The organism is Chryseobacterium artocarpi, from assembly GCF_001684975.1.
GTDB classification, from domain to species: domain Bacteria; phylum Bacteroidota; class Bacteroidia; order Flavobacteriales; family Weeksellaceae; genus Chryseobacterium; species Chryseobacterium artocarpi.
Genome location: NZ_MAYH01000001.1, coordinates 53888 through 76237 on the forward strand (window position 1 = coordinate 53888; position 22350 = coordinate 76237).

Below are 22350 nucleotides of genomic sequence, written 5' to 3' on the forward strand. Positions count from 1 at the left end.
TTTATTGAACATTGAGAAAAATATTTTTAATACTGTCTTTTCTGATCTGTGCAAATGCTTTTTCACAGATATTGTCTTCCAATGTAGAGAAGAAAACCATTGCCTTGGGTGAAATCAACCATCTTATTATTAAGGTTGATAATCTGCGTGGGCAGGAAGTGATTTCTGCACCTAAAAATGAATTGCTTCCTTTCCATTTTGAAGAAACTAAGGACAGCATCGGACAGAATATTAACCTATACGAGAGAAAAATAGAATTTGCAGTTTTTGAAGAAGGGAAATTTACAATTCCTGAACTTGATTTTAAAGTAGGCGACAAAGTTCTTAAAACAATTCCTTACGAGATTGAAGTCATTAATACAGCCCAAAAAGCTGATCAGATTAATGATATTATGAAAAATAAGGATGTAAAATTAGAAGCAAAAGACTATTGGGAGCTTTATAAATTCTATATTCTGGCTGCTCTAGCCGGAATTGCGCTTATACTTGCCATCATTATGATCGTAAAATGGGGCAGAAAAGCAAAAAGTACTCCTGCTGTAGCAACCAATCAGACTTTAAAGGAATTGGATTCCCTTAAAAAGAAAAAATATATAGAAGCAGGAAACTTCCGTTCATTTTATGTTGAACTGATTGATATTTCCAGAAACTTTATCACTAAGCAATATCATCTTCCAGCAGATGTTCTTCTTACGGATGACCTTATTGATGTAATGAAAAAGAATAATACCATTTCTCAGGACAATGAAAAAATTGTTGAAGATGTCTTTCTTAGAGGAGATCTGGTGAAATTTGCCAAAACCTTTCCGGATCAGGAAACCATGGAAAAAGACTTTGCAAACATCAGGGATTTTGTGAAGAGATCATCCAAAGACTTAGAATTTGAAAACTTAAGAAAAGATGTTTGATTTTGAGTTTTACAGTCCGTGGTTCTTGTTACTTTTTCTGCTGTTTATTCCGCTTCTTATAAAAGATATCAGAAAACAGAAAAGAAAAGGGATCAAAGTTCCTACCACAAAAAATATGGATGCCAGTGGTGGAATTCAGGGTGTACTTTTTTTATTGAAAATATCAAAGTATATCATTCTTTCTGCTCTGATCATTGCGATGGCAAGACCCAGAACCTTTACCGTTTCACAAGACAGAGACGATACGAAAGGAGTAGATATAATGCTTTCTATTGACGTTTCTCTCAGTATGCTGGCAAAAGATCTTAATCCTGATCGTATCACTGCGTTAAAGGATATTGCCATAAAATTTGTACAGAAACGTCCCAATGATAGGATAGGAGTGGTAGCATATGCTGCAGAAGCCTTTACAAAAGTTCCCGTAACATCAGATCACCAGGTGGTTATTGATGAAATTAAAAACCTGAACTCAGCAGGGCTTGAACCCGGAACAGCAATTGGAGAAGGTCTGTCCGTTGCGGTAAACCATTTGGTTAAAAGTAAAGCTAAAAGTAAGGTGATTATTCTGATGACGGATGGAGTAAGTAATATTGAAAACGCTATTCCGCCACAGCTTGCTGCTGAACTTGCAAAAAATAATGATATTAAGGTATATACAATCGGTATAGGAACAAATGGATATGCGCTGATGCCTACCGCTGTAGATTTTTTCGGTGATCTGGTCTTCACTGAAGCAGAAGTGACTATTGATGAAAATACATTGAGAGAAATTGCGGAAACTACTGGAGGTAAATATTTCAGAGCGACTTCAAACAGTAGCCTTGAAGAAGTATATGATGAGATTAATCAGTTGGAAAAATCAGATGTGAAGGTTTCAAGACTTTACAACTATCATGAATACTTTACTGTTTTTCTTTGGATAGCATTAGGCGTGTTATTTTTTGATGCGTTGTTGAGATGGGTATTTTATAAAATTTTAAGCTGATGAGTTGGTCGTTAGGAAATTATTGGTATTTATTTTTACTGTTGCTTCTGCCGCTGTTAGCTTCCTTTTTGATCCGTTTTTTAAAATGGAGAAAGAAAAAAAGAGACCTCTTTGCAGCAAGCCAGTTTCACGATAATTTATTTGAAAAGAATTCAGGATTTACAAAGTTTTTTCCTGCTTTATACCTCTTAGGTACGTTATTTTTGATATTCTCTATTATTGACCTACTGAATGGTTCAGAAGAAGTAAAGAGTAATCAGAAATTGAATAATGTGATCTTCATGTTGGATGTCTCCAATTCTATGAATGCGGAAGATATTGAGCCAAGCCGTCTGGTTGAGGCTAAGAATCTCATGATACAAACCATGCAGAAAATGAATAACGATAAGATCGGAATTGTAATTTTTGCAGGGCAAGCGACTTCAATTATGCCGCTGACCACAGACTATAGCTCCGCCGAAACCTACGTTACCGGAATAGAAACCAATTCCATGAAAATTCAAGGGACAGACTTTCTGAAGGGAATGCAGGCGGCAGCTGAAAAATTTAAAAATGTAAGCAAAGGATCAAGAAAAGTAATATTATTGAGTGATGGTGAAGATAATGAAGGAAATGATAATGCTGCTATAAGACTTGCCAATAAAGAAGGAATTATCATTACTTCTGTAGGAATAGGTTCAGACGAAGGAGCTCCTGTTCCGGAATACACTGCCGGACAATTGATGGGCTACAAATCTGATGTAAACGGAAATACGGTAATTTCAAAAAGACAGACCGAAGCCTTAAATAAAATGGCAGGATCTACAGGTGGTACTTACATTGACGGAAATAATATCAATGAAGCTCCGGACAGAATCATTGAGGCTATCAATAAGAAGACTTCAGGATCAGAAACGCTTGTGAAATCACAAAATGCCAATCATTATTACCAATATTTTTTGGCTGTATCTATCATGTTTTTCTTTTTAATTTATATTTTTAATCCTAAAAATGACTTCAATGTGTAGTCTCCTATTATGAATAATGATTATAAAGGCTACTTTAACCGAATTTTAACAAATAAAACCCTGTTTCTTAACATATAAAGGAATAATTTTGCAAGTGATGAATACTAAAATCATATTTTTAGCGTTAATAGTTGCTTTCCCCTTCTCAGGCTTTATGTTTGGGCAGGAGAACTATAGAACATTAGTTCATGAAGGCAACCAAAAATTTGATGGTAAAGACTATGATGGAGCTTCTTCCAAATATATGGAAGCTGTAAAATCCAATGAAAAAGATTTTACGGCTCACTACAATATGGGGAATGCACTATATAAAAGTAAGAAGTATGAAGAGGCAAAAGCAGAGTTTGAAAAGGCAGAACAGCTTTCGCAGACTCTTCCCGATAAAGCAGCAGCACTTCATAATTTAGGGAATGCCTACATGCAGATGAACCAGCCGGAAAAAGCGGCAGATTATTATAAAAAGGCTCTGAAGCAAAATCCATACAGTGAAGCAACCCGAAAAAATTATGAGATTGCCAAGCTGAAGGAAAAAGAAAACGAGCAGAAGAAAAACCAGCAGAATAGCTCAGGCAAAGGCGGTGGCGGAAATGATCAGAACAAAGGTGAAGATCAGAAAGGTGATAAAGACCAAAAACAGGATCAGGGAAAAGGTCAGCAGAATGAAGGCAAAAGTGATCAGGGGAATAACCCTCAGCAGAATCAGAATAATGAAGGGAAAATGCCAAAGAACCTGGAAGATGCTCTCCTGGATAAAATAAACAATAAGGAAAAAGAAACCGCCAAAAGAATTTTAAATAAGAATTCTTATTCGATGCCTGAAAGCAACGAGAAAGATTGGTGATGCAGAATAAATGGATTTACATATTGCTGACTCTGGCATCCGTAATTACTTACGGACAGGTAAACCTTACTCTTGATGCAGACAAAAATGAATATGGTGGAAAGGATATTGTAAACCTTACCATTGTTCTTGAACTAAACGGAAGCGACCTTGTTCAGCAAACAGGATTCCAGCTTCCTGACCTTTCTAAATTTAATATCATAGGCAGCGGATCTGTTACCAATACTGTAATAGACCCTGCAACCAATACCCTGATTACTCAAAAAGTATCCAGAATCGCTCTTGAACCCAAGAAAAAAGGAAAAATAAAGATCGGTTCCGTTCTAGTTACCGTTAATAATAAAATTTATAAAACGGAACCTTTTGATGTTAACATCCGCGATATTGTTGATAAAAGATCATTAGCAAGCAATACTTCAGGTGAAGTATATCTGAACATGGAGATTGAAGACAGGGAAGTGTATCAGGATCAGCCTACAATTGCTGTTCTTAAAGTATATTCCAGAAACATGGATAATCTTAGGAAAGTAAAGAATATCCGACTTCCTCAACAGGACAATATCAATGTACATCCTATCAATTTTGCTAAATCTGAAATAGACCCTTCCGGAAATGGAAATATGGCATCGCAGGTATTGGCAATGTTTATGGTTTTCCCAAATGAAGCAGGATATGTAGAGGTACCTGGAGTATCCGCTTCAGTAAGTACTTATTCTCACAAAAATAAAATTGTTTCCAATAAAGTAAAACTGAATGTCAGAAAACTTCCTGAAGGTGCCCCTGAAAGCTTTAAAAATGCTGTAGGAAACTTTAATGTAAGTGTTTACAATGCATCAAAAGAAAAACCTGAAGCAAAAAAACCGATGAATGTTGTCGTAAAGTTAACTGGAGAAGGAAATTTACCTGATCTGGAACTTCCTAAAATTGCAGCATCTCCGGATTATGAGGTTTTCGCTCCTAAAATTACTTCTAAAGTATCTCCGGGAACTACAGGCATGAAAGGAGTAGTTCTGGCTAATTATGTAATCATCCCGAATAAATCAGGGGATATTTCAATTAAGACAGAGCCATTTTCTTTTTTTGACCCTCAAGATCGAGACTATATAGATATTGGGCAGAAAATATTGGCTGTAAAAACTTTTTCTCATGATCAGATCATGGAGTCCCGAACGACAGTAGAGAAAGTAAATGAATACACCAATAATCTGCTTGAAACAGTAAATACACCGGTTTTAAAAACGACTTCATTCAAAGTAAAAGAAAAGAGCAAATTCCATTGGAGCATCCTTTTGACCAATATTGCTATTCTTTTAGGTTTATTTATTGCTTATCTTTTATTTAAGACTTGGCAAAAAAAACGTACATTAGTTAGGGAAACCGTATCTCAGAAACCATTAGGTTCTGTGGCGGAAACAGAAAAGGAAATCAGAGAGTTGATGAAAACAGACATCAATGACTATTTCGGATATCTTGAAAACCTTAAAGACAATAATGAATATGATAAGTTCTTTGCTACACTGGAAGAGTTGGATCAGGAAGTGAGAAACCAGTATTTCAAAGGCTCTGTTGCTGAGTTTAAGACTTTTCTTGAAAAGCATAAAGGCTCTTCTTTAGCAGAAGAATATGGAAATTTGCAGCAAAGAATTGAAATGGAGAAATATTCACCTGTGAAATCTTTGGAAGGAATTGAAGAACTTTTGAAAACTATTGTTAATTTATATTCACAAATTAGCAAATAGTCAATTTATTTTCATATTTTTGCGAAATTTTTAATTACAAAGGGATGGAAATTCTTGATGGATTCTCTTTCAAAGAGATCGTTACCAGCTTTATGGTTCTATTTGCCGTTATTGATATAATCGGTTCAGTTCCTATTATCGTAAGCCTTCAGCAAAAATTTGGAAAAATTGAGGCTGGTAAAGCAGCAATTACTGCCGGAGCAATTATGATTGTTTTCCTGTTTGTAGGAAACAAAATTCTTAAACTGATCGGAGTGGATGTAAATTCTTTCGCCATTGCCGGAGCTTTTGTGATTTTTGTCATAGCCTTGGAAATGATTTTAGGAATCGAAATCAATAAAACAACAGAAGCAAAGGCTGCATCCATCGTTCCCATCGCATTTCCACTGGTTGCTGGTGCCGGAACTTTAACTACAGCATTATCTCTTAGAGCTGAATTTCATGATATTAATATTATCTGCGGAATTATTCTTAATACAATTTTCGTATATTTGGTGCTGAAATCAGCAAAGTGGTTAGAGAAGAAAATAGGAGATGCAACATTGATGATTCTTCAGAAAGTTTTCGGTATTATCCTTTTAGCAATTTCAATTAAATTATTCACTGCAAATTTTGCCCAATTGGTGCTGAATTATGTTAATTTTTAAAAATTATGAAGAAGTTTTATAAAGTATTTTTAGTACTGTTCATCGTTTTCATCGCTATTAATTTGTATGCTATCAACTGGCAGAATGACCTTATCGCTGATGAAGACAACATTAAGTTTGTATTTTCTGCAGCTGCAGCTGCTATAGGTCTTATCTTACTTTTTGTAATGGATACCTGGAGCAGAATCGGTATGAAAAAATAATTCATATACTGATATTATAGATATAGCCTCTTTCGTTTTGAAAGAGGCTTTTTTATGATTAAAAGTAAGAAGTATGCTCGCTAAGCAACTGTTTTGTTATCAATGAGAGGATTAAAAGTATATTAATAGAGGTGGGCTTTAGCCCGCCAAAACATATAAAATCAATCACAAGGCTTTAGCCAAAACTTGGTATTGTTTAGCCCAAGAATAACCGATGATTTCACTAGTTTATACCAATATTTTCTATGAAGATCACAAAAAATACGCAAACTTATGTGAAAGTTTGCGTATTTTATATCAATAAAAAAATTATTATTTAAGAGATAGAAAAAAGGTTCTTAAGGATAGCTTCAGATTTAAGTTCCGTTTCAATCCATTCCTTTTCGGGGTTGCTTTGTGCGGTAATTCCGCCGCCTACAAAAACATGTACAGAATCTTTATAAAGTCTTGCACATCTAAGATTCACAAAATATAAAATACTTTCTTCTGTTTCAATTTTAATATATCCAGCATAGAACTCACGTGGAAACTTTTCATATTTACTGATGTTATCATTACAGAAATCTTTCGGAATACCACAAACAGCGGGAGTAGGATGGAGATCCTTGATCACACTGCTAAGATCTTCAGGTTTTATTACTGTTTTAAAATCCGTACGAAGATGTTTTATATTTCCGGAAATATGATCATAAGTTTCAGATTGTTGAATCTGGTTTGAATAGTTTTTAAGAATATTCTGAATATAACTGGTAACAGGTTTTTGTTCTTCAATTTCCTTTTCAGACCATTCTTCAGAGACAGGAAGAGTGCCTGCTAATGCCATAGTTTCAAACTCATGGGTTGTCTTATTGAATTTTCCCAAAACCTCAGAAAAGGCTCCCATCCATGCGTTTTCTCCGTCATTAAATAAATATCTGAATGCATTCGGATAAGTGTGGCAAAGGTTGTTGAAACTTTCCTTATAATCAATTCCTTTAAAGTCTGTAAAGATTTTTCTTCTGGAATACACCAATTTGGGTAGATTGTTCTCTTTGATCACTTCAATAACCTGTTGTAATGTATTGCAATACTCTTCTTTGGTTTCAGCCGTAAAACCGGTAGTATCATGTATCAATAGATCGTTTGTTATTGAATTACTGTTGAATTCGTCAGTGTTGACCTCAATAATGTTTCCTTTGAAGCTGATTTGATTAAGGCTGTTGTATGAATAAAAATCGACAGCATTTGTATTGGTTTCTTCGTTTACAGAATATAATCCTTCGTTAAAGGGGAATTTGAAATAAATCATTAGCTATGAATGGATTTTGAAAAATCAGAGCCCGGAAATAATATAGGAAATCCCGAGGTTAATTTTCCTTTCTGCAAAGGTATTATTACTCTGAAAAATGTCAAAATTATAAGAGCTGTTTTTTAATGAAACATTTCTCATTTTGTATTCCTGATATTCAAGTGATAAGAGGAATTTTTTCATAAGCTGATATTGAAGACCTAAAGAAAATCCTAGATTGATCTGTTGGGATTTAAAATCATCCAATTTGTTCATAACCATATTATCTGGAACCAGGAACTGCATTTTATATATGTTTTTGTTGCCTAAAACTCCAATAAAAGGGCGGATGCTTTTCCATTTGTATTGTAGTTTGAGCTGCATGGCATATTCAACATGCTTATTATTAAATTTTTGGAAGAGCAAAGGTTGTGCATCTTCTGAAAAATAGTATCCATTTAACCATGTGTCTTCTTTATTACCATCCAGATCAAAGGTGGAATTCCATTGATAAAAATGAGCAGACAGCATTAATGAAAAATTTTTAAAAATAGGTTTCGATGCCCATAATCCCAGATTAAATCCTGTCTGTATATCTTTACTTTTATCTTTAGCCCACGAGCTTTTTTTAAACCCGAATCCTGTTTCTATACCCAATCGAATCCTTTTATTTATATATACCGCCTTTCCTTCTATTTTGTCTTTTATTGGAGAAAATTCTGTAATATCATTTGAAGGTATATTAAATTGCCTTATGGATATCTCTTTGGGCATTAATTTTAAGGCTTTTTCCAGGTAGATTGTGTCATAAACAATTACTTTTTCGTAGACATAAACAGTATCTATTTTCTTTCTTTGAGCATAAAAAGTTTGCAAAAAAATAAGAAAAAATATAAATACAGTTTTCTTTAAAAGCAGGGTTGGTTTTAGTTTATCTTTCCACATATATCGTATCTCTCTGTATGATTTTTTTTACCACAATGATTTTTTGAGGAGTATCATCCTTAGCTGTATCTTTTACAGGAATCTGATGTTCTTTTTGTTTTATTTTAATGGCTTTTTCTTCCTGAATTTTTTCTTTTTCGTAGATATTATCTTTGGTAGTGATTTCTGTATTTAAAGTAATATCATTCGTGTTTTCATAAATTTTTTCCTCTTTTTTCTGTTCTGTTTTTTTATCAGAATTCATTTTTTTGGAAAGATTACTTTTATTGGGTTTGAAAATAACAGCAGCACTTACAGTGATGATTGCAACTGTAACACTTCCTGTAATGATACCGATTCTCTGGACAAAACCTGAGTTGTAAGGAATACTAAAGTTTTGAGAAGGAATAGTATCCGGGATTTCAAAATTTTTGGAAGGTGATATTGAAAAATCTGAAAATTTGTTTTTAAAAGTTTGTGCCCATAATATCCCCCCAAATCCAAAGAAAATAAGCAGTTGGGTAATTTTTTTTCTGTTTTTCGGGGTTTCAGCATTTACTGTATTGAGAAGGAAATTTTGGATTGCTTTTTTAGCTCTTAATAGATGGGACTTTGACGTGTTTACGGTGATTCCCAATTGGCTGGCAATCTCTGAATGGGAATAGTTTTCAATAAAATACAAATTAAAAACAGATTTATGGTGATGAGGAAGACTGTCAATAGAAGACAAAAGTTCTTCCTGTGTAAAGTCATAGGTGAGAACATGTTTTTTTTCTTCATTATTGTTCATAACAAATGATGTTTCAGGAATTTCTGAAGGTTCTTCTGTGATAAATGTTTCTTTACTGCTTTTTCGGAGATGTTGTAACGCATTATTTACTACAATTTTTTTTAACCAGGCAAAAAGCATTTTTTCATCCTTCAGTTGATGAGCATTTTGAATCGCTGTTATAAAGCTATCCTGAATAATGTCTTCCGCTGCATGGGTATCCTGTATATATCTACGGCAAATCCCCAGTAGTTTTGGGGAATATTCACTGTAAATTTTTTGCCAGTCATTGTTTTTTACCATCAAATATTTAGTTTTTACTGCAAATATAGAGGTGAATCTACTTTAGCAATTGAGTTGTTGATCTGTTTTCTAAAGTAAAGTTGTTTCATAGTATGGATTTTATAAATTAATTATAGGATAATAAATTTTCAATGGGGTAGAAAAGAAAGAAAAACCTATAGCAAAATTTCCGGCGCTCATAGAAATTCTGCTATATGGTTTCAGTCTGAATGAAAAAGTTTAATTGTTTTTTACAACAAAAATTGAATTGAAGCATCCTTTCGAAATATCTGGCAGGCTCTGTGCTTCCACATCATTAATATAAAATTTTACCGAACTCATAGAAGAATGTAATCTTGTTGTATAAATATTTTGATCTTTAACAGCAAAATGGGAAATAGTATTGAATCCGTTTGAATTATTCATCTGTACAAGTGTATTATTTTTGAAATAGAAATCTTTACCTATATAATATTTATCTGTACCTTCAGTATGCATATCTGTTATACCACTTTGGATAATATTTGCGGGAATCTGTATATCATTCCCTGAAATAATATCTTTTACAGTATAGATATATTGAGAAAAATACGAAGGATTTGGATTTCTTGTTGATAAATAAAATTCAGAAGAATTAGATGAATTCTTTATAAAATTCTGGAACATAAGAGAATTGGATACAACATGAAATGTATTGTTTTTATAGTAACCGAAGTCCCAGCTGGGCATAGTAGGATTGTTATACTGAAAATTTTTACGGGAAGCGACATAGACATCATTATTGAAGACTTCCAGCCCACCTGATAAAATGGCATTTGCATGGGAATCCAGAATTGTTTTTACTCCGTTTTTCCAATAGCAATGCTGGTAAGTATTTTGTCCGGTACTCGGGTTATAATGTCTGATAACGCCTGAAAAATAAACATCTCCGTTATTTACCTTTATCTGGCTTGCCAGAAAGAGTTTATCATTGTCGGTTGCTGTATTGGGCTCTACATTTAAGTATTCTGCAACATTGTGTTTTACTCCGTTCTTCCAGAAATACCATTCTTTTGCCTGGGTGATAGGCTCAATATTGGTTGCGAGCAGATAAATATCATTGTTATCCACCACTATCTGTATTCCGTTTAGGTTTTCTCCTCCCGGAACAAATGTCTGCTGTCCATTTTTCCAGTAGCAGGCTTTATAGTTATCAGTTCCTCCAAGATAAACATCATAAGATGCTGTTTTCTTTTCTAAAGGATCTGAATTGTCATCACTGCAGGAGGCGCAGAGAAAAAGTAGTGTTAAGAATGCTAAAATTTGAGTTTTCATGGTTATTGTTTCTTATAAGATGCAAAAAAATAAAAAGGTTGCACTAAGAATATAAAAAAAGACTCAAAAAATTGAGCCTTGTATTTTTTATCGGTTTCTGATTACCTCAAAATGATATTATTGGTCATCGTTGTATGATTGATAAGGGTTCCTTTTTCATCCCTGATCTCAATTTCAGAAACATGCATTGTTTTTCCTTTTCTGATAAAACGTGCAGTAGCTGTTACCACTCCGTCTTTTTTGCTTCTCAGGTGATTGGAATTGATATTTGTTCCTACGCCATAATATTTATCACCGTCAATAAAGATATTAGACAGGCTTGAACCTAAAGTTTCTGCTAAAACACAGCTGGCTCCTCCATGCATAATTCCAAAGGGCTGGTGTGTTCTTGGAAGTACGGGCATTGTTGCAGTAAGTGTTTCATTTTCAAGATCAATATCTATGAATTTTATTTCAAGGGTCTTTGCCAGGGTTACATCACCCCAGTTATTGATGAATTCTAATATTTCTTCTTTTGTTTTACCTTTCATTTTTTAATAATTATAATTAATGATTAGTTTCCTGCTTCTTCTCCATTCCCCATTATATTTGGATTCCAGTTGGCAGGAACCTTAGGAGTGATATCATTTTTTATATAGTATTCCTGAATTTCCTGCATGATTTCTGAGAAAGTAGCTGTTGCCAGTCTTTCGTAAGGAATAGTATAGCCTAGATAAACAATATTTCTTTTAAAATCTCCTGCAGCCAGCACAATAGGAACTTTTGCAGCCAAAGCCATGTGGTAGAATCCTTTTCTCCACTTTGGAACCCAGCTTCTGGTTCCTTCAGGGGTAATTACAAGGCTGAAGTCTTCTTTAGCGAACTGTCTTGCAACGAAGTTCACAAGGTCATTTTTCTGACTTCTGTCGATCCCGATTCCGCCAAGTCCTTTTACAACACTTCCGTACCATGCTTTGGTGTGCGCGTCTTTAATGATAATTTTTAATGGTTTTTCTAAGGACCAATAGGCAAGGTTTCCTAAAATGTATTCCATATTGTGTGTATGTGGAGCAACCACAAGGATACATCTGTTAAGGTTGTTGACGTCGCCCTGTAGCACGACTTTCCACCCTAATAATTTTAACATCAGTTTGCCTATCAGCTTTTTCATAGATTCTTGGATTAAAAAACAAAAAAGTATAACCAAATATTGGTTATACTTTTACAAATATATTGAAATATTATTGCTCTTAAAACAAACCGTTAATTAAATCTACGATTTTCATTACGAATTCCATTGCAAATTGTATCATGATAAGAGTGTGTTTTTGGTTGATCGGTTATTAAATTTTTAACTATACGAAATTAAAACAATTTTTTCATATGAAGAACTAAATATGAATCTTTTTCACTTTTCTGAGAGAAGAAGGATGTGAATTTCAAACAATTGCCATCCATTCACATCTTCTACCACTCTCTGAAGTTAATTATTTAGTTTGTATGGAAATTTCGTTTTTTCCGTCTTTGATTTTGATGTCTACATCCTTATTGATTTTTTTAATATCGGATGCTACAGAATCAATAACTTTCTTAGCCTGGTTATTAGGAACTTTCTTTCCGTTGATAATGATGCTGTCTTTATCATCAGAATTGTATTCTATGCTTGAACCATTTACCGTGATTTTGTTTTTTTCAACTCTGATACCGTTATGATTTTCATATTCATAGTTGTCATCATCATCGATACCGTCTCCGTTTAGATCTCCATCAAAGCTGATATGGTCTTTTTTCACAGGGATTACGATTGTTCTCTGAGGAACCACAAGCTCATAATCTACTCTGTAATCTCTGAATCTTTGATCATATGGATATTTGATGAAGTTTGGAAGCATTACCTTATTACCGATGATCTCTACAGGAACTGTTACCTGAACCGGGATGTTGTATCCGTCACCTTCTTTCTTAATGATCAGGTAAGGCGTTTTAATATCCGTTTTTCTAATTACATCTACAGAGATATAGTCTTCTTCGTACACTGTTTTCTTGTCAGAATAGATGTCATCGTCATAAGCTTTGAAGTTCTGAGGGATCACTACCTGTTTTACATCTACATAAAGAGTATCTGATGTAGTATTGATGGCGATGTTTTCTGTATCTTCCTTGCTGCCTTTGTAGATTAGGTTTTTCTTCGCCATGCTTACTCCGAAATAAGCTCCCAGTCCAAGTAATAAAAGGAATACACCTCCTAATACCCAGCCAATGTTTCTTAATTTCGTCTTTGGAGAAAAGATTTTGATGCTTAATAAGCTGAAGATGATTGCCGGAATTAAACTTCCTAAAATCATGATTGCTACTAAAACTTTGTCAAGACCGTTTTCACCCATGTAGAATTCAATCTTATTTGCTCCAGGAAAATCTGCACCTGTCCCGAATAGCCCGAAGATTACAAAGATTCCGATAATGCTGCTTACTGCCATTAGTACGAAAATTCCTCCAATGATGTACTTCAGAATATTCCATACTCCACTTCCTGCATTGCTGATGTGAGGTTTGCTTTCGTTGTATATTTCTCCGACCCTCTGAGTAGATTCATTGGCAAACTGTACCAATTTATTAGACTCATTCTTAAGATTGTCGAAGTTCATAGGCTTTCCCTGCATTTTCAGGAAATCTGCTGCTGTTTCAGCTTTTGGAAGTACGATCCAAAGGATTACATATAAAAGTCCGATCAATGAAGAAGAGATAGCCGCTGTGAAGATTCCCAGAATGAAAATTCCCAACCAGATTGCTCTCATTGCAGTAATATCCATTCCTACATATTGAGCTAAACCTGCGCATACCCCTGCTACTTTTTGTTTTTCAGGGTCACGGAACAATTGTTTCTTGTCTGTGTAATTTGTTCCTGAATTAGTGTTCTTAGTTGTATTTTTTTCAGAAAAATAAGCTTCTTCCTGTTCTTCGATTTTTTCAGGAGTTCCGATTTGTGCGATTACTTTTTCTACATCCGTATCGTTGATCACTTCACGTTTTCCCAGAGAATCTCTGAATATCTCCACCATTCTTATTTCTATGTCATGCATTACCTCATCCGCTTCAGAAGCATCCAATGAGCTTCTTAGAGCATTCAGGTAGTCGCTGAGCTTTATATATGCGTGCTCTTCTATTGTAAAAGAAAAACCTGCGAGTCCTATTGAGAGTGTCTTGTTCATAGCTTTGTTTTTTAATTTTGTTGGGTGATTTGGTTTACTGAAGCGGTCAGTTCGTTCCACGTATTTTGAAGTTCATCCAGAAACAATTTTCCTTTATCTGTTATCTGGTAATATTTTCTGGGTGGTCCTCCAGTTGATTCTTCCCATCTGTAAGAGAGAAACTCTCCGTTTTTCAATCTTGTAAGAAGAGGGTAGAGGGTCCCTTCCACTACATCCAGTTTTCCTTTTTTCAGTTCATCGATAAGGTCAGAAACATACATTTCTCGATTATTGATGAGACTTAGAATACAGAATTCCAGAATCCCTTTTCGCATTTGCGCTTTGGTATTTTCAGTATTCATCTTTGATAAGTTTTGTTAATTAGTTATATTCTTAGAAAAATGCTCCTAGCTAGCTGAGCCTATTCTAATTTTACATTACAAAGATATGTAAATAAAATGGTATTATGCAATACAAAGTAGTGGAATTTCTAAAATAAAATATTTAATTAATTGATAATCAGTTGAATAATTTTTATAATTGTTTTTGACTCCGATAGATTTTCATCAAAAAATCTTTGAAAAACTAAAATTATAAGAATAAAAAGAGCGGTTTTATTAGAAATCCTCCTCAATGAATTTTGAAATCGGAATCCTGATTCGTATTTTTGTTAAAAGACTAAAAAACACTTAAATCCATTTTACTATTATCATGAATATTTTAAATTACTACAGAAGCATATCTGCATTTGTTTTATTGGGTCCTTTATGTTTTGGACAATATCAGTTTGAGGTTAAAGATGCGTCTAAAAACTATGATGCGATCATTCATATTGAAAATTGTTTTGGTGATAAATGTAAGGACAGGGGAATGGTGGAACTGTTTGATAACAAAAATACGAAGGTCCAGTCATTTACTTCAGACGATCTGGTATTGTATCTGGATCGGGGAGAAAGGTTAATACGTGGAAAAATGATGACATTGTCAAAAGAAAAAAGCCCCGTTATTTTCGGCGACTTTAATTTCGACGGAACTGAAGATGTCGCAATAAGAAACGGAAATCTGGGAAACTACAGCAGCGCTTCTTATGATGTGTATGTCTTCAACAGTACCAGAATGGCTTTTGTAAAAAGTGAAGAATTGACAGAGCTTGCATCGGATTCCTTTGATTTCTTTAAAGCAGATCCGGTTCGTAAACGTCTGATCACCTTTGGAAAATCCGGTTGTTGTAATCTTTTTACTACAGAATATCAGGTGATTCCCGGTAAAGGATTGGATAAAGTGCTGGTAAAAGAAGAAGATATGAGTGAAGAAGGATATGTAAAAGTGAAAACAGAAGAAAAAATAAAAAATAAGTGGGTTACCAGAACCAAGGTATATCCATCAGATGAATATAATAAAGAAAAGTAAGATGAAGATACAGAAAGAGATCGATTTTATCCTGGCAGTGGATGCCCTGAAAAATGTACAGAGAAGAAATTATAATGCAGATGATTCCAGAAGAGAGAATACGGCTGAGCATTCATGGCAGATTATTATTCTTGCACAGATTCTTTATCCCTATGCAAAACACCGTGCGGATATAGATTTGTTGAGAGTTATCAGAATGTTATCGATCCATGACTTGGTGGAGATTGAGGCAGGAGATACTTTCCTGTTTGATGAAGCGGCAATGGTAGGGAAGTTTGAAAGAGAAAAAATTTCTGCACAGAAGATTTTCGGAATTTTAGATGAGCCTTTGAGAACTGAGTTCTTTAATCTGTGGCTTGAATTTGAAGAAGAGAAAACTCCTGATGCCATTTTTGCATGTTCTATCGACAGAATTATGCCTTTTATCCTAAATTCTCATACTTCAGGGAAAAGCTGGACGGAAGCTGGTGTTACCGAGAAGCAGATCAGAAATATGCTTGAAAATGCCATTACCAGAGCTTCAGATGAAATGGGAGAGGCATTTGAATTGCTCTTAAGCAAAAGCTTGGAAACAGAAAAAGTACTGAAATAAACATAAATATTTAGGGGCAGCCAAAGGCTGCCCCTAAATATTTTATTATAGAATTTGAATTGGTTTCTTAAATTCATCAATTGCCACAAACGTAAAATCACCCACGATCGCTTTTTCTCTTTCATAAGAGTACATTTGCTCCGTATAGATCTCTACATTTACCTTCATACTTGTTTTTCCGACATAGGAAACCTTTCCAATCAGTTCTACAATCGTTCCGGCAGGAATAGGCTTTTTAAAATCGATCTTGTCACTGCTTACCGTTACCACTCTTTTTCTTGCAAATCGGGTAGCAGCAATAAAGGCAACTTCATCCATCAGCTGCATTGCAGTACCTCCGAAAAGAGTATCGTAATGATTGGTAGTGTTAGGAAAAACCGCTTTAAAAATTCTGGTTTCGGCAGCTTGAATTCTTTCTTCTGTAGTCATATTTCATTATTAATTAAAGCGAAATGAAATAGTATCAAAACAACAGAATAATGACAGGAACTTTGGAAATCCCTGAAACAATCCATCAGATCAATAAAACTTCAGATCGCGAAAGTTTTTTGTTTAAGAAATCGGCAGGTCTCCTGACTTGTAACATCTTTTATCTCCTTCCCATGCCTCGCACAGTGGATCTTTTGATAAAGACTTCAGTTACTTACAGTTGCGCGACAGTCCGTGATTTTCACACGGTTCCCTTTTAATCTGCGGTTATGCAGAACCAGTTTCTGTGATGAATAAGCGTTAAAACTTTTCGGTGCAAAAATAATGAATTTATTCCGGATTATGATAAATAATCTGGCTGATCACTTTTCCCTTCTTGATGGTCCACAGTGTTGTATATCTGTTTTCCCCGGAACCATTGATCATATAAAGGAAAATGTTGTCACTGTCTAATGAAGTGACTCCTACATTTTCGAAATCCATTGTAGGCTGGAACATATTTTTAATGGCTTCTCTTACAAAAACAGAACCTCTTCCGGGTTGCTGAACTCGGATAGATTTAATTTCTGTCATTCCTTCAGGCAGATCATTACTGATTCCCCATGGCTTTACTTTATCAATGGTAAGAAGTTTACCGTCTGCATCTTTTTCTTTCTTACGATATCCTGCATTGGATGGGTAAACATCAATAACTACTTTGCTTCTTTGAGCTGTTGGAATTTTCGGATCAGAATTATCTGTGAAAATAAGAGATTTCCCATTTTTAGATTTCGAAGGAGTAAATGCCGGAAGCTGATCAATATAAGCAATACGGTCTTTGTTTACCATTCCTTCTTTGTCAAGAGTTTCATAACGTACAAACGGTTTGTCTTCGTCCTGTTTTTCCGGATATTTGATCCAGATCCATTCCGTTTCTCCCGGAGCAGGCTTTACATAAACAAAAACATCTCCTTTACGCATACGGATTTTATCTACAATTTTTCTGTAATTATCCTTATGTACACGCACATTGGCATAACCTTCTTCTGCTTTTACAACACCAAAAGGAACTTTATTCTGACCTTTAACGAAAGCTAAGGAAAAAATACTGAAAGCAGACAGGTACAATGCTTTGTTTACTGAAATCATCTTAACAAATTTTAGATCCCCAAATATATAAATTAAATGCTTTTCAGAAGTATGCAGACTATTTTTTAATTTGATTAATATCCAGTGTATAAATTTCGTTCTCTAAAATTTTATCAAGGACAAACTGAGGCTGAGTGTAAATATCGACTTTATCGATTACCTGAACAGAAAACTGTCCGGTTCCGATCATTTTTTCAACTTTTTCTTTCTTATTTTTATCAGACATCATAAAAAAGAGTGATTTAAGTTTCTTTCCTCCATAGTGACCGGAGTAAAGATTTTCTTCGCGTTCAAAATTTTTATCTTCAGAGTATTTTGCATTGTCGATAAGCCTTTCTCTGCCTTTTCCTTTCATATTATCTAATAATAAAAGGTCTTTTTGTTTACTCACAAAAGCTCTTGGAAACAGAAAGCTTATAACCGGGTTCGAAATCAGTTTACTGAATAGTACACTTCCTATGAATCTGGGCTCAGTTTCGGGATAAAACATAAATGATTTTACAATAGATAAATCCATCCAGTTAAAAGCTTCCGCTCCCAATAGCCCTGAACATCCGTTTGCCACAATACGTACTTCTTCAATATGCTGTCTTTCCTGTTTCAGAATTTCTTTAGGGATAATAGAGCTTACATAATCTGCCTTTTCACCAAACTCTTCCTTTTCCATAGGGAGAATTTCATTGCCATTGCTTTCTCTTTTAGGAAGATAAGTTCCTCCAAATCCAATTCGGTCAACAGCTATGACATGAAATATTTTATTTATATTCTTGTTTTTAAAGTAATCTAGAAAATAACCGGAATTTTTTCCACTATCATGCATTAGGAAAAGATAGGGCTTTTTACGTCCTGTGGCTGGGTTGGGACTTACGTTTTCGTTCCCTCTGTTGGTAAGATAACGAATAGTGTAACCTCTTAAATGAATAGAATCATAAACCGGAGCTTTCAGGTTTTCCTTTTTAAAAATGTTATTGATTTCTTCCTGTGAATAAGATGGATATAAAAAATGATATTTGGTCCAGATAAAAACGAGCCAAATGAAAAAGAAAGCAAGAATTCCCAGGGTTATTTTTTTCAGCATTTTCTTTGAAAGATACAAAAAGCTGAATAATTAAGGGAAATTATTAAAATTATACTTTTAAAAAATGGTAAATAAAAAGAGTGTTTGATTCAAACACTCTTTTTTATATCTATATTGATTTTACTTTAAGATTCTGTTTTTTGATCGGATGGACCATAAATAGCTTTTGGATCGTTCTTAAGATAATAGGAAAATGCTCCATAAAATAAGAGAATAATCAGGAATAACGCTCCACAAAGGTAGAATGCAGTTCCAAAACCATAGCTGATGGTCACTCCGCTACCTAATCCCATCCCGACTTTGTTGTTGCCAAGTCCTTCCATTTTGGATTGGAATGTCAGGTAGAAAACCAAGAGAGAGACTAATCCCACCAGTGAAATGATGATATGGTACATGTATTTTTTCTTAATACTCTTCATAAACTGAATGATAATTCCGGCAACTGCAGCTAAAAACGCAATAATAACAAAAGGGCTTGGAGGAATGTTCTCATTATCCTTTTTATCCTTAGAACCGGTAAGTGGAGTATATTCACTATCAGAATCTGAAGATGAGCTATCAGATTCATTTCCAAATGCAGAGCCAAAAGGAGAGCTGTTTTTCAGGCTTTCTTTCATCCTTTCATTCATTGTTTGTTTCGAAACTCCGGTTACAAGATCGGTTCCTTTGATAGACATTAAAGTGGTATCACCACATTTTATCAGGAAGAACGGGAAAAAGAAACATAGAATAATAACGGTATAACTCGGTATTGGAATAAGATCGGAAAGTGCTTTTAATGGTTTCATAATTATTGTTTTTGTTAAAAATAGGAAAATTATTGAGACTGACAATAAAAGAAAAAGAGAGCATCTTTAGATACTCTCTTCTGTTATTGGTATTCATTTAATTTGAAATTCTCAAATTGATCCGCTTTCATGCTGATTAAATTCTCTCAAGCTCATCCGCATCAATCGTTGTTTTGAAGGTTCCATAGTTGACAATTACCTTATTTCGGGAAATTTTTTCAATGGTTCCTACACTGGTACTTCCGGTAATACGAACACGTTGCCCAACTTTCATCCAAACTGCACGGTCACTTTTACGTTTTTCTTCCAGTTTTTCGTTGGTTTCAGCAATTTTTTCAATGACATCCTCCTTTTTAAGTTGTTGAGTGATCTTTCTTTTAACGACCTGAAGACGTTTTGATTCATCCTTGTCAGCTCCAAGTTTTCTAAACTTTTCCTGTTCCAATAGTTTCACAAAGTCTTTCACAACATCTTTTCTGGATTTTCCTTTGGTATAACTTTCGATGAACGTTTCAATCTTATTCCCAAACTGTAATTTTCTATGCTCTTCTTCATAAAGCTTTTGGAAATTGAACAGTTTCTGCTGAAGTTGGTCATTCAGTTTCTGAAGGTTATCACGCTTATCTTCTACAGATTCTTTCCTTTCAGCAAGATCAGACTTGAGTTTCTCAACTTCATATTTTTCCTGTTGTAGCTTTACAATCGTCTTATCAAGATTTACAATATCATGTTCTACCTTTTTCTTAGCAGAATGAATGATGAATCTTGGAATCTTATTCTTCTCTGCAACTTCAAAAGTAAAAGAACTTCCTGCTTGTCCTACTTCCAGCTTGTACATTGGTTCCAGCGTTTCTTCATTGAAAAGCATAGCTGCATTCTGAGCATTTGGAAGCTGTTCTATGACCAATTTAATATTGGTGTAGTGCGTTGTAATGATCGCAAAACTTTTCTTATCATAGAAAAACTCCATAAAACTTTCCGCAAGAGCACCTCCAAGCTCAGGATCAGATCCTGTTCCAAACTCATCAATCAGTAAAAGAGTGTTAGCATCAGCCTCACGGATGATTCCGGACATTTTCTTTAACCTCGAAGAGTAAGTGGATAAATGATTTTCAATAGATTGATTATCACCAATGTCGGTCATGATCTTTTCAAAGAAAAACATCTCTGATTTCGGATGTACAGGAACTAGGATACCACTCTGAATCATCAGTTGAAGCAACCCTACCGTTTTCAAGGTAATTGATTTCCCACCGGCATTCGGTCCGGAAATACAGATAATTCTATTGTGATCCGTTAAAGTCAGTGTCTGTGGGTGAATCGTTTTATTTTCAACCTTGTTTCTTAACCATAGTAAAGGGTGATAAGCATCTTTTAATCTCAATGTTTTATGGTGATTGATCTTTGGCAGAACCCCATTGATGAGGTCTGCAAATTTTGCTTTCGCTCTTGTAAGGTCAAGATCAAAAATATAAACCTGATATCTCCAAAGCTGAGGCTGGAATTCTGCAAGTTCTGCAGTAAGTTGTCTAAGAACCTTATCAATTTCTTTTTTCTCTTCTTCTTCATTTTCACGAAGTTTGAAGTAATGCTTTACCACACTATCCGGTTGGATGTAAGTGATAGAACCTGTTTTTGAAATTCCTAATGTTCTTCCGGGAACTCTTTTCTTAAATCCTGATTTTACTGCTAAAACTCTTTGGTCATCAATAATTGTTTCCCTGATATCATCCAGAAAGTCACTCTGTCCATACGTGGTAAGAGCACGGTTGAAATTTTCCTGAATGGCTTTTTTAGCATGCTGTATTTCCGTTCTCAAGCCTTTTAGAGCAGGAGAAGCTTCACTTTTTACCTCACCAAAACGGTTGAAAACTTTGTCAACCTTGTCAATGATCTCTTTCTTGAATTCCAATACAGAAACCTCTTCCAGTAAGGTTGGAAATGTTTCCGGCATGGTAGGGAAGAACTTCTGTAATCTTCCGATCTGTTCCGTGATGGTTTTTATTTTGATGAAAGCACTGTTTTCCAGACGGTAATTCTCAATCAGCATCAATTTCAGCTCACTCTCAATATCTTCATATTCATCAAACGGAATCGCATTTGAACTTTCAAAACTAGACAGATATTCTGATGTTTTTTTCAATGAAAGTTCCGCCTCGTCAATTTCCATCGGACGAAGTTGAAGAATTTTTTCTCTTGTTTTCGGAGAATACGCAAATGGGGAGACTTCCGCGAGCAATTGCGGAAACTCTAATTCGTCTAAATCTTCTTTATCTATATACACAGTGCAAATTTAGTGAGAATTTTGATTATTACGTATATCTGAGCGATTTACAAAATAGATTAATGAAGAATTTTAAGCTTATTTTACTATTTCTGATGAGAAACTTAAGAATTTTGGGACTGAGAAAATATATTTTGAAGCAAATACGGATTAGCCTTATATTGCAATAGCTAAAATATATCCATGAAATACTTACTGTTTATACTACTTTTTTTATCCTCCGGAATGAATGCACAGCTTAAAAAAGCAACCCCGGGAAAAGTAAAGAAAATTGAAAAGAAAGCTGGTTTTAAGAAGAATAAGAAAGCAGGTGTTAAAAAGTATGCTATGAAAGCTTTTAGGGATGAAGACATCAAGAGGATTATTAATCTCAGTCAGCAAAATGATGCTCCTAAAAAAGAAATCGTAAAGAAAAACAATAGCGGTGGCGGGGCAATTATTCACGAAGAAATTTCTTCTATGAAATATAGAATGTATCTCTTTATAGGTATGGATGCCGGTAAGGAAAGTTCGTTATATGACGAAAAACTTATAATAAGAGAGATTTAAAAAAGATATTTATCTATTTTAATAAACATAAACGGTAGA

Annotated in this window: 23 protein-coding genes and 1 riboswitch; of the genes, 10 read left to right on the forward strand and 13 right to left on the reverse strand. The window is 34.6% G+C overall.

Annotated features, from left to right (window positions below; genetic code table 11):
• The first annotated feature begins 11 nt into the window (after positions 1-11).
• From BBI01_RS00240 to BBI01_RS00270, 7 genes are all read left to right on the forward strand, one after another.
• Positions 12-908, forward strand: a complete 897-nt coding sequence (locus tag BBI01_RS00240) for a BatD family protein (RefSeq protein ID WP_065392686.1) — start codon at positions 12-14, stop codon at positions 906-908.
• Entirely contained in the window at positions 901-1893 is a 993-nt protein-coding gene (locus BBI01_RS00245; RefSeq protein ID WP_065392687.1) for a VWA domain-containing protein, read from the forward strand. Before BBI01_RS00240 ends, BBI01_RS00245 begins: the two co-directional genes overlap by 8 nt.
• The gene (locus BBI01_RS00250; RefSeq protein ID WP_065392688.1) at positions 1893-2900 is read left to right on the forward strand and encodes a vWA domain-containing protein; all 1008 of its coding nucleotides are present in this window, start codon (positions 1893-1895) and stop codon (positions 2898-2900) included. Before BBI01_RS00245 ends, BBI01_RS00250 begins: the two co-directional genes overlap by 1 nt.
• A 97-nt stretch (positions 2901-2997) precedes the next feature.
• Complete coding sequence (locus BBI01_RS00255; RefSeq protein ID WP_083189966.1) at positions 2998-3741, forward strand: tetratricopeptide repeat protein; 744 nt, start codon at positions 2998-3000, stop codon at positions 3739-3741.
• Positions 3741-5480: a BatD family protein gene (locus BBI01_RS00260; RefSeq protein WP_065392690.1), complete on the forward strand. Its 1740-nt coding sequence runs from the start codon at positions 3741-3743 to the stop codon at positions 5478-5480. The genes BBI01_RS00255 and BBI01_RS00260 overlap by 1 nt, the downstream gene beginning before the upstream one ends.
• Positions 5481-5524: 44 nt before the next feature.
• A complete protein-coding gene (locus tag BBI01_RS00265) occupies positions 5525-6127 on the forward strand; it encodes a MarC family protein (protein WP_065392691.1) in 603 nt (200 codons plus the stop codon).
• 5 nt (positions 6128-6132) lie between these two features.
• Positions 6133-6330 carry a hypothetical protein gene (locus tag BBI01_RS00270; protein WP_065392692.1) on the forward strand — a complete coding sequence of 66 codons (198 nt, stop codon included), beginning with the start codon at positions 6133-6135 and terminating at the stop codon, positions 6328-6330.
• Positions 6331-6646: 316 nt separating this feature from the next.
• Here BBI01_RS00270 and BBI01_RS00275 read toward each other — a convergent pair whose 3' ends face one another.
• The 8 genes from BBI01_RS00275 to BBI01_RS00310 form a co-directional block, all read right to left on the reverse strand.
• Positions 6647-7618, reverse strand: coding sequence for a chorismate-binding protein (locus tag BBI01_RS00275; protein ID WP_065392693.1), 972 nt, complete (start codon positions 7616-7618; stop codon positions 6647-6649).
• A 24-nt stretch (positions 7619-7642) separates the two neighbouring features.
• Positions 7643-8371 carry a hypothetical protein gene (locus tag BBI01_RS00280; protein WP_123862037.1) on the reverse strand — a complete coding sequence of 243 codons (729 nt, stop codon included), beginning with the start codon at positions 8369-8371 and terminating at the stop codon, positions 7643-7645.
• 157 nt (positions 8372-8528) lie between these two features.
• A complete protein-coding gene (locus BBI01_RS00285) occupies positions 8529-9593 on the reverse strand; it encodes an RNA polymerase sigma factor (RefSeq protein ID WP_065392695.1) in 1065 nt (354 codons plus the stop codon).
• A gap of 219 nt (positions 9594-9812) precedes the next feature.
• Positions 9813-10886 (reverse strand): hypothetical protein, encoded by a 1074-nt coding sequence (locus BBI01_RS00290; protein ID WP_065392696.1) that lies wholly within the window; start codon positions 10884-10886, stop codon positions 9813-9815.
• 101 nt (positions 10887-10987) lie between these two features.
• The gene (locus BBI01_RS00295; protein ID WP_065392697.1) at positions 10988-11416 is read right to left on the reverse strand and encodes a PaaI family thioesterase; all 429 of its coding nucleotides are present in this window, start codon (positions 11414-11416) and stop codon (positions 10988-10990) included.
• A gap of 23 nt (positions 11417-11439) precedes the next feature.
• Positions 11440-12036, reverse strand: coding sequence for a 1-acyl-sn-glycerol-3-phosphate acyltransferase (locus tag BBI01_RS00300; protein WP_065392698.1), 597 nt, complete (start codon positions 12034-12036; stop codon positions 11440-11442).
• Positions 12037-12352: 316 nt separating this feature from the next.
• Positions 12353-14074, reverse strand: a complete 1722-nt coding sequence (locus BBI01_RS00305; protein WP_065392699.1) for a PspC domain-containing protein — start codon at positions 14072-14074, stop codon at positions 12353-12355.
• Between the two features lie 11 nt (positions 14075-14085).
• Positions 14086-14415 (reverse strand): PadR family transcriptional regulator, encoded by a 330-nt coding sequence (locus BBI01_RS00310; RefSeq protein ID WP_065392700.1) that lies wholly within the window; start codon positions 14413-14415, stop codon positions 14086-14088.
• Between the two features lie 349 nt (positions 14416-14764).
• Here BBI01_RS00310 and BBI01_RS00315 point away from each other — a divergent pair, with 349 nt between their 5' ends.
• Positions 14765-15463: an XAC2610-related protein gene (locus tag BBI01_RS00315; protein ID WP_065392701.1), complete on the forward strand. Its 699-nt coding sequence runs from the start codon at positions 14765-14767 to the stop codon at positions 15461-15463.
• Between the two features lies 1 nt (position 15464).
• Positions 15465-16055: an HD domain-containing protein gene (locus BBI01_RS00320; RefSeq protein WP_065393315.1), complete on the forward strand. Its 591-nt coding sequence runs from the start codon at positions 15465-15467 to the stop codon at positions 16053-16055.
• Between the two features lie 45 nt (positions 16056-16100).
• Here BBI01_RS00320 and BBI01_RS00325 read toward each other — a convergent pair whose 3' ends face one another.
• From BBI01_RS00325 to BBI01_RS00345, 5 genes are all read right to left on the reverse strand, one after another.
• Positions 16101-16484, reverse strand: coding sequence for an acyl-CoA thioesterase (locus BBI01_RS00325; protein ID WP_065392702.1), 384 nt, complete (start codon positions 16482-16484; stop codon positions 16101-16103).
• Positions 16485-16600: 116 nt separating this feature from the next.
• Positions 16601-16781, reverse strand: a riboswitch (cobalamin riboswitch).
• Positions 16782-16814: 33 nt separating this feature from the next.
• Positions 16815-17612 (reverse strand): hypothetical protein, encoded by a 798-nt coding sequence (locus BBI01_RS00330; RefSeq protein ID WP_065392703.1) that lies wholly within the window; start codon positions 17610-17612, stop codon positions 16815-16817.
• Between the two features lie 58 nt (positions 17613-17670).
• Positions 17671-18690, reverse strand: coding sequence for a hypothetical protein (locus BBI01_RS00335; RefSeq protein WP_065392704.1), 1020 nt, complete (start codon positions 18688-18690; stop codon positions 17671-17673).
• Between the two features lie 125 nt (positions 18691-18815).
• Positions 18816-19478 carry a hypothetical protein gene (locus tag BBI01_RS00340; RefSeq protein WP_065392705.1) on the reverse strand — a complete coding sequence of 221 codons (663 nt, stop codon included), beginning with the start codon at positions 19476-19478 and terminating at the stop codon, positions 18816-18818.
• Positions 19479-19614: 136 nt separating this feature from the next.
• Positions 19615-21762 (reverse strand): endonuclease MutS2, encoded by a 2148-nt coding sequence (locus tag BBI01_RS00345; RefSeq protein ID WP_065392706.1) that lies wholly within the window; start codon positions 21760-21762, stop codon positions 19615-19617.
• A 183-nt stretch (positions 21763-21945) separates the two neighbouring features.
• On the opposite strand from BBI01_RS00345, the gene BBI01_RS00350 reads away from it, so the two are divergent.
• Entirely contained in the window at positions 21946-22311 is a 366-nt protein-coding gene (locus BBI01_RS00350; protein WP_065392707.1) for a hypothetical protein, read from the forward strand.
• Positions 22312-22350 lie beyond the last annotated feature (39 nt).

Coding starts and splice junctions, on each gene's coding strand:
- BBI01_RS00350 (WP_065392707.1), top strand. CDS start 21,946: ATGAAATACTTACTGTTTATACTACTTTTTTTATCCTCCGGAATGAAT.
- BBI01_RS00335 (WP_065392704.1), bottom strand. CDS start 18,690: ATGCTGAAAAAAATAACCCTGGGAATTCTTGCTTTCTTTTTCATTTGG.
- BBI01_RS00270 (WP_065392692.1), top strand. CDS start 6,133: ATGAAGAAGTTTTATAAAGTATTTTTAGTACTGTTCATCGTTTTCATC.
- BBI01_RS00275 (WP_065392693.1), bottom strand. CDS start 7,618: ATGATTTATTTCAAATTCCCCTTTAACGAAGGATTATATTCTGTAAAC.
- BBI01_RS00295 (WP_065392697.1), bottom strand. CDS start 11,416: ATGAAAGGTAAAACAAAAGAAGAAATATTAGAATTCATCAATAACTGG.
- BBI01_RS00305 (WP_065392699.1), bottom strand. CDS start 14,074: ATGAACAAGACACTCTCAATAGGACTCGCAGGTTTTTCTTTTACAATA.
- BBI01_RS00265 (WP_065392691.1), top strand. CDS start 5,525: ATGGAAATTCTTGATGGATTCTCTTTCAAAGAGATCGTTACCAGCTTT.
- BBI01_RS00285 (WP_065392695.1), bottom strand. CDS start 9,593: ATGGTAAAAAACAATGACTGGCAAAAAATTTACAGTGAATATTCCCCA.
- BBI01_RS00315 (WP_065392701.1), top strand. CDS start 14,765: ATGAATATTTTAAATTACTACAGAAGCATATCTGCATTTGTTTTATTG.
- BBI01_RS00245 (WP_065392687.1), top strand. CDS start 901: ATGTTTGATTTTGAGTTTTACAGTCCGTGGTTCTTGTTACTTTTTCTG.
- BBI01_RS00255 (WP_083189966.1), top strand. CDS start 2,998: ATGAATACTAAAATCATATTTTTAGCGTTAATAGTTGCTTTCCCCTTC.
- BBI01_RS00290 (WP_065392696.1), bottom strand. CDS start 10,886: ATGAAAACTCAAATTTTAGCATTCTTAACACTACTTTTTCTCTGCGCC.
- BBI01_RS00325 (WP_065392702.1), bottom strand. CDS start 16,484: ATGACTACAGAAGAAAGAATTCAAGCTGCCGAAACCAGAATTTTTAAA.
- BBI01_RS00320 (WP_065393315.1), top strand. CDS start 15,465: ATGAAGATACAGAAAGAGATCGATTTTATCCTGGCAGTGGATGCCCTG.
- BBI01_RS00330 (WP_065392703.1), bottom strand. CDS start 17,612: ATGATTTCAGTAAACAAAGCATTGTACCTGTCTGCTTTCAGTATTTTT.
- BBI01_RS00260 (WP_065392690.1), top strand. CDS start 3,741: ATGCAGAATAAATGGATTTACATATTGCTGACTCTGGCATCCGTAATT.
- BBI01_RS00300 (WP_065392698.1), bottom strand. CDS start 12,036: ATGAAAAAGCTGATAGGCAAACTGATGTTAAAATTATTAGGGTGGAAA.
- BBI01_RS00280 (WP_123862037.1), bottom strand. CDS start 8,371: ATGCCCAAAGAGATATCCATAAGGCAATTTAATATACCTTCAAATGAT.
- BBI01_RS00310 (WP_065392700.1), bottom strand. CDS start 14,415: ATGAATACTGAAAATACCAAAGCGCAAATGCGAAAAGGGATTCTGGAA.
- BBI01_RS00250 (WP_065392688.1), top strand. CDS start 1,893: ATGAGTTGGTCGTTAGGAAATTATTGGTATTTATTTTTACTGTTGCTT.
- BBI01_RS00340 (WP_065392705.1), bottom strand. CDS start 19,478: ATGAAACCATTAAAAGCACTTTCCGATCTTATTCCAATACCGAGTTAT.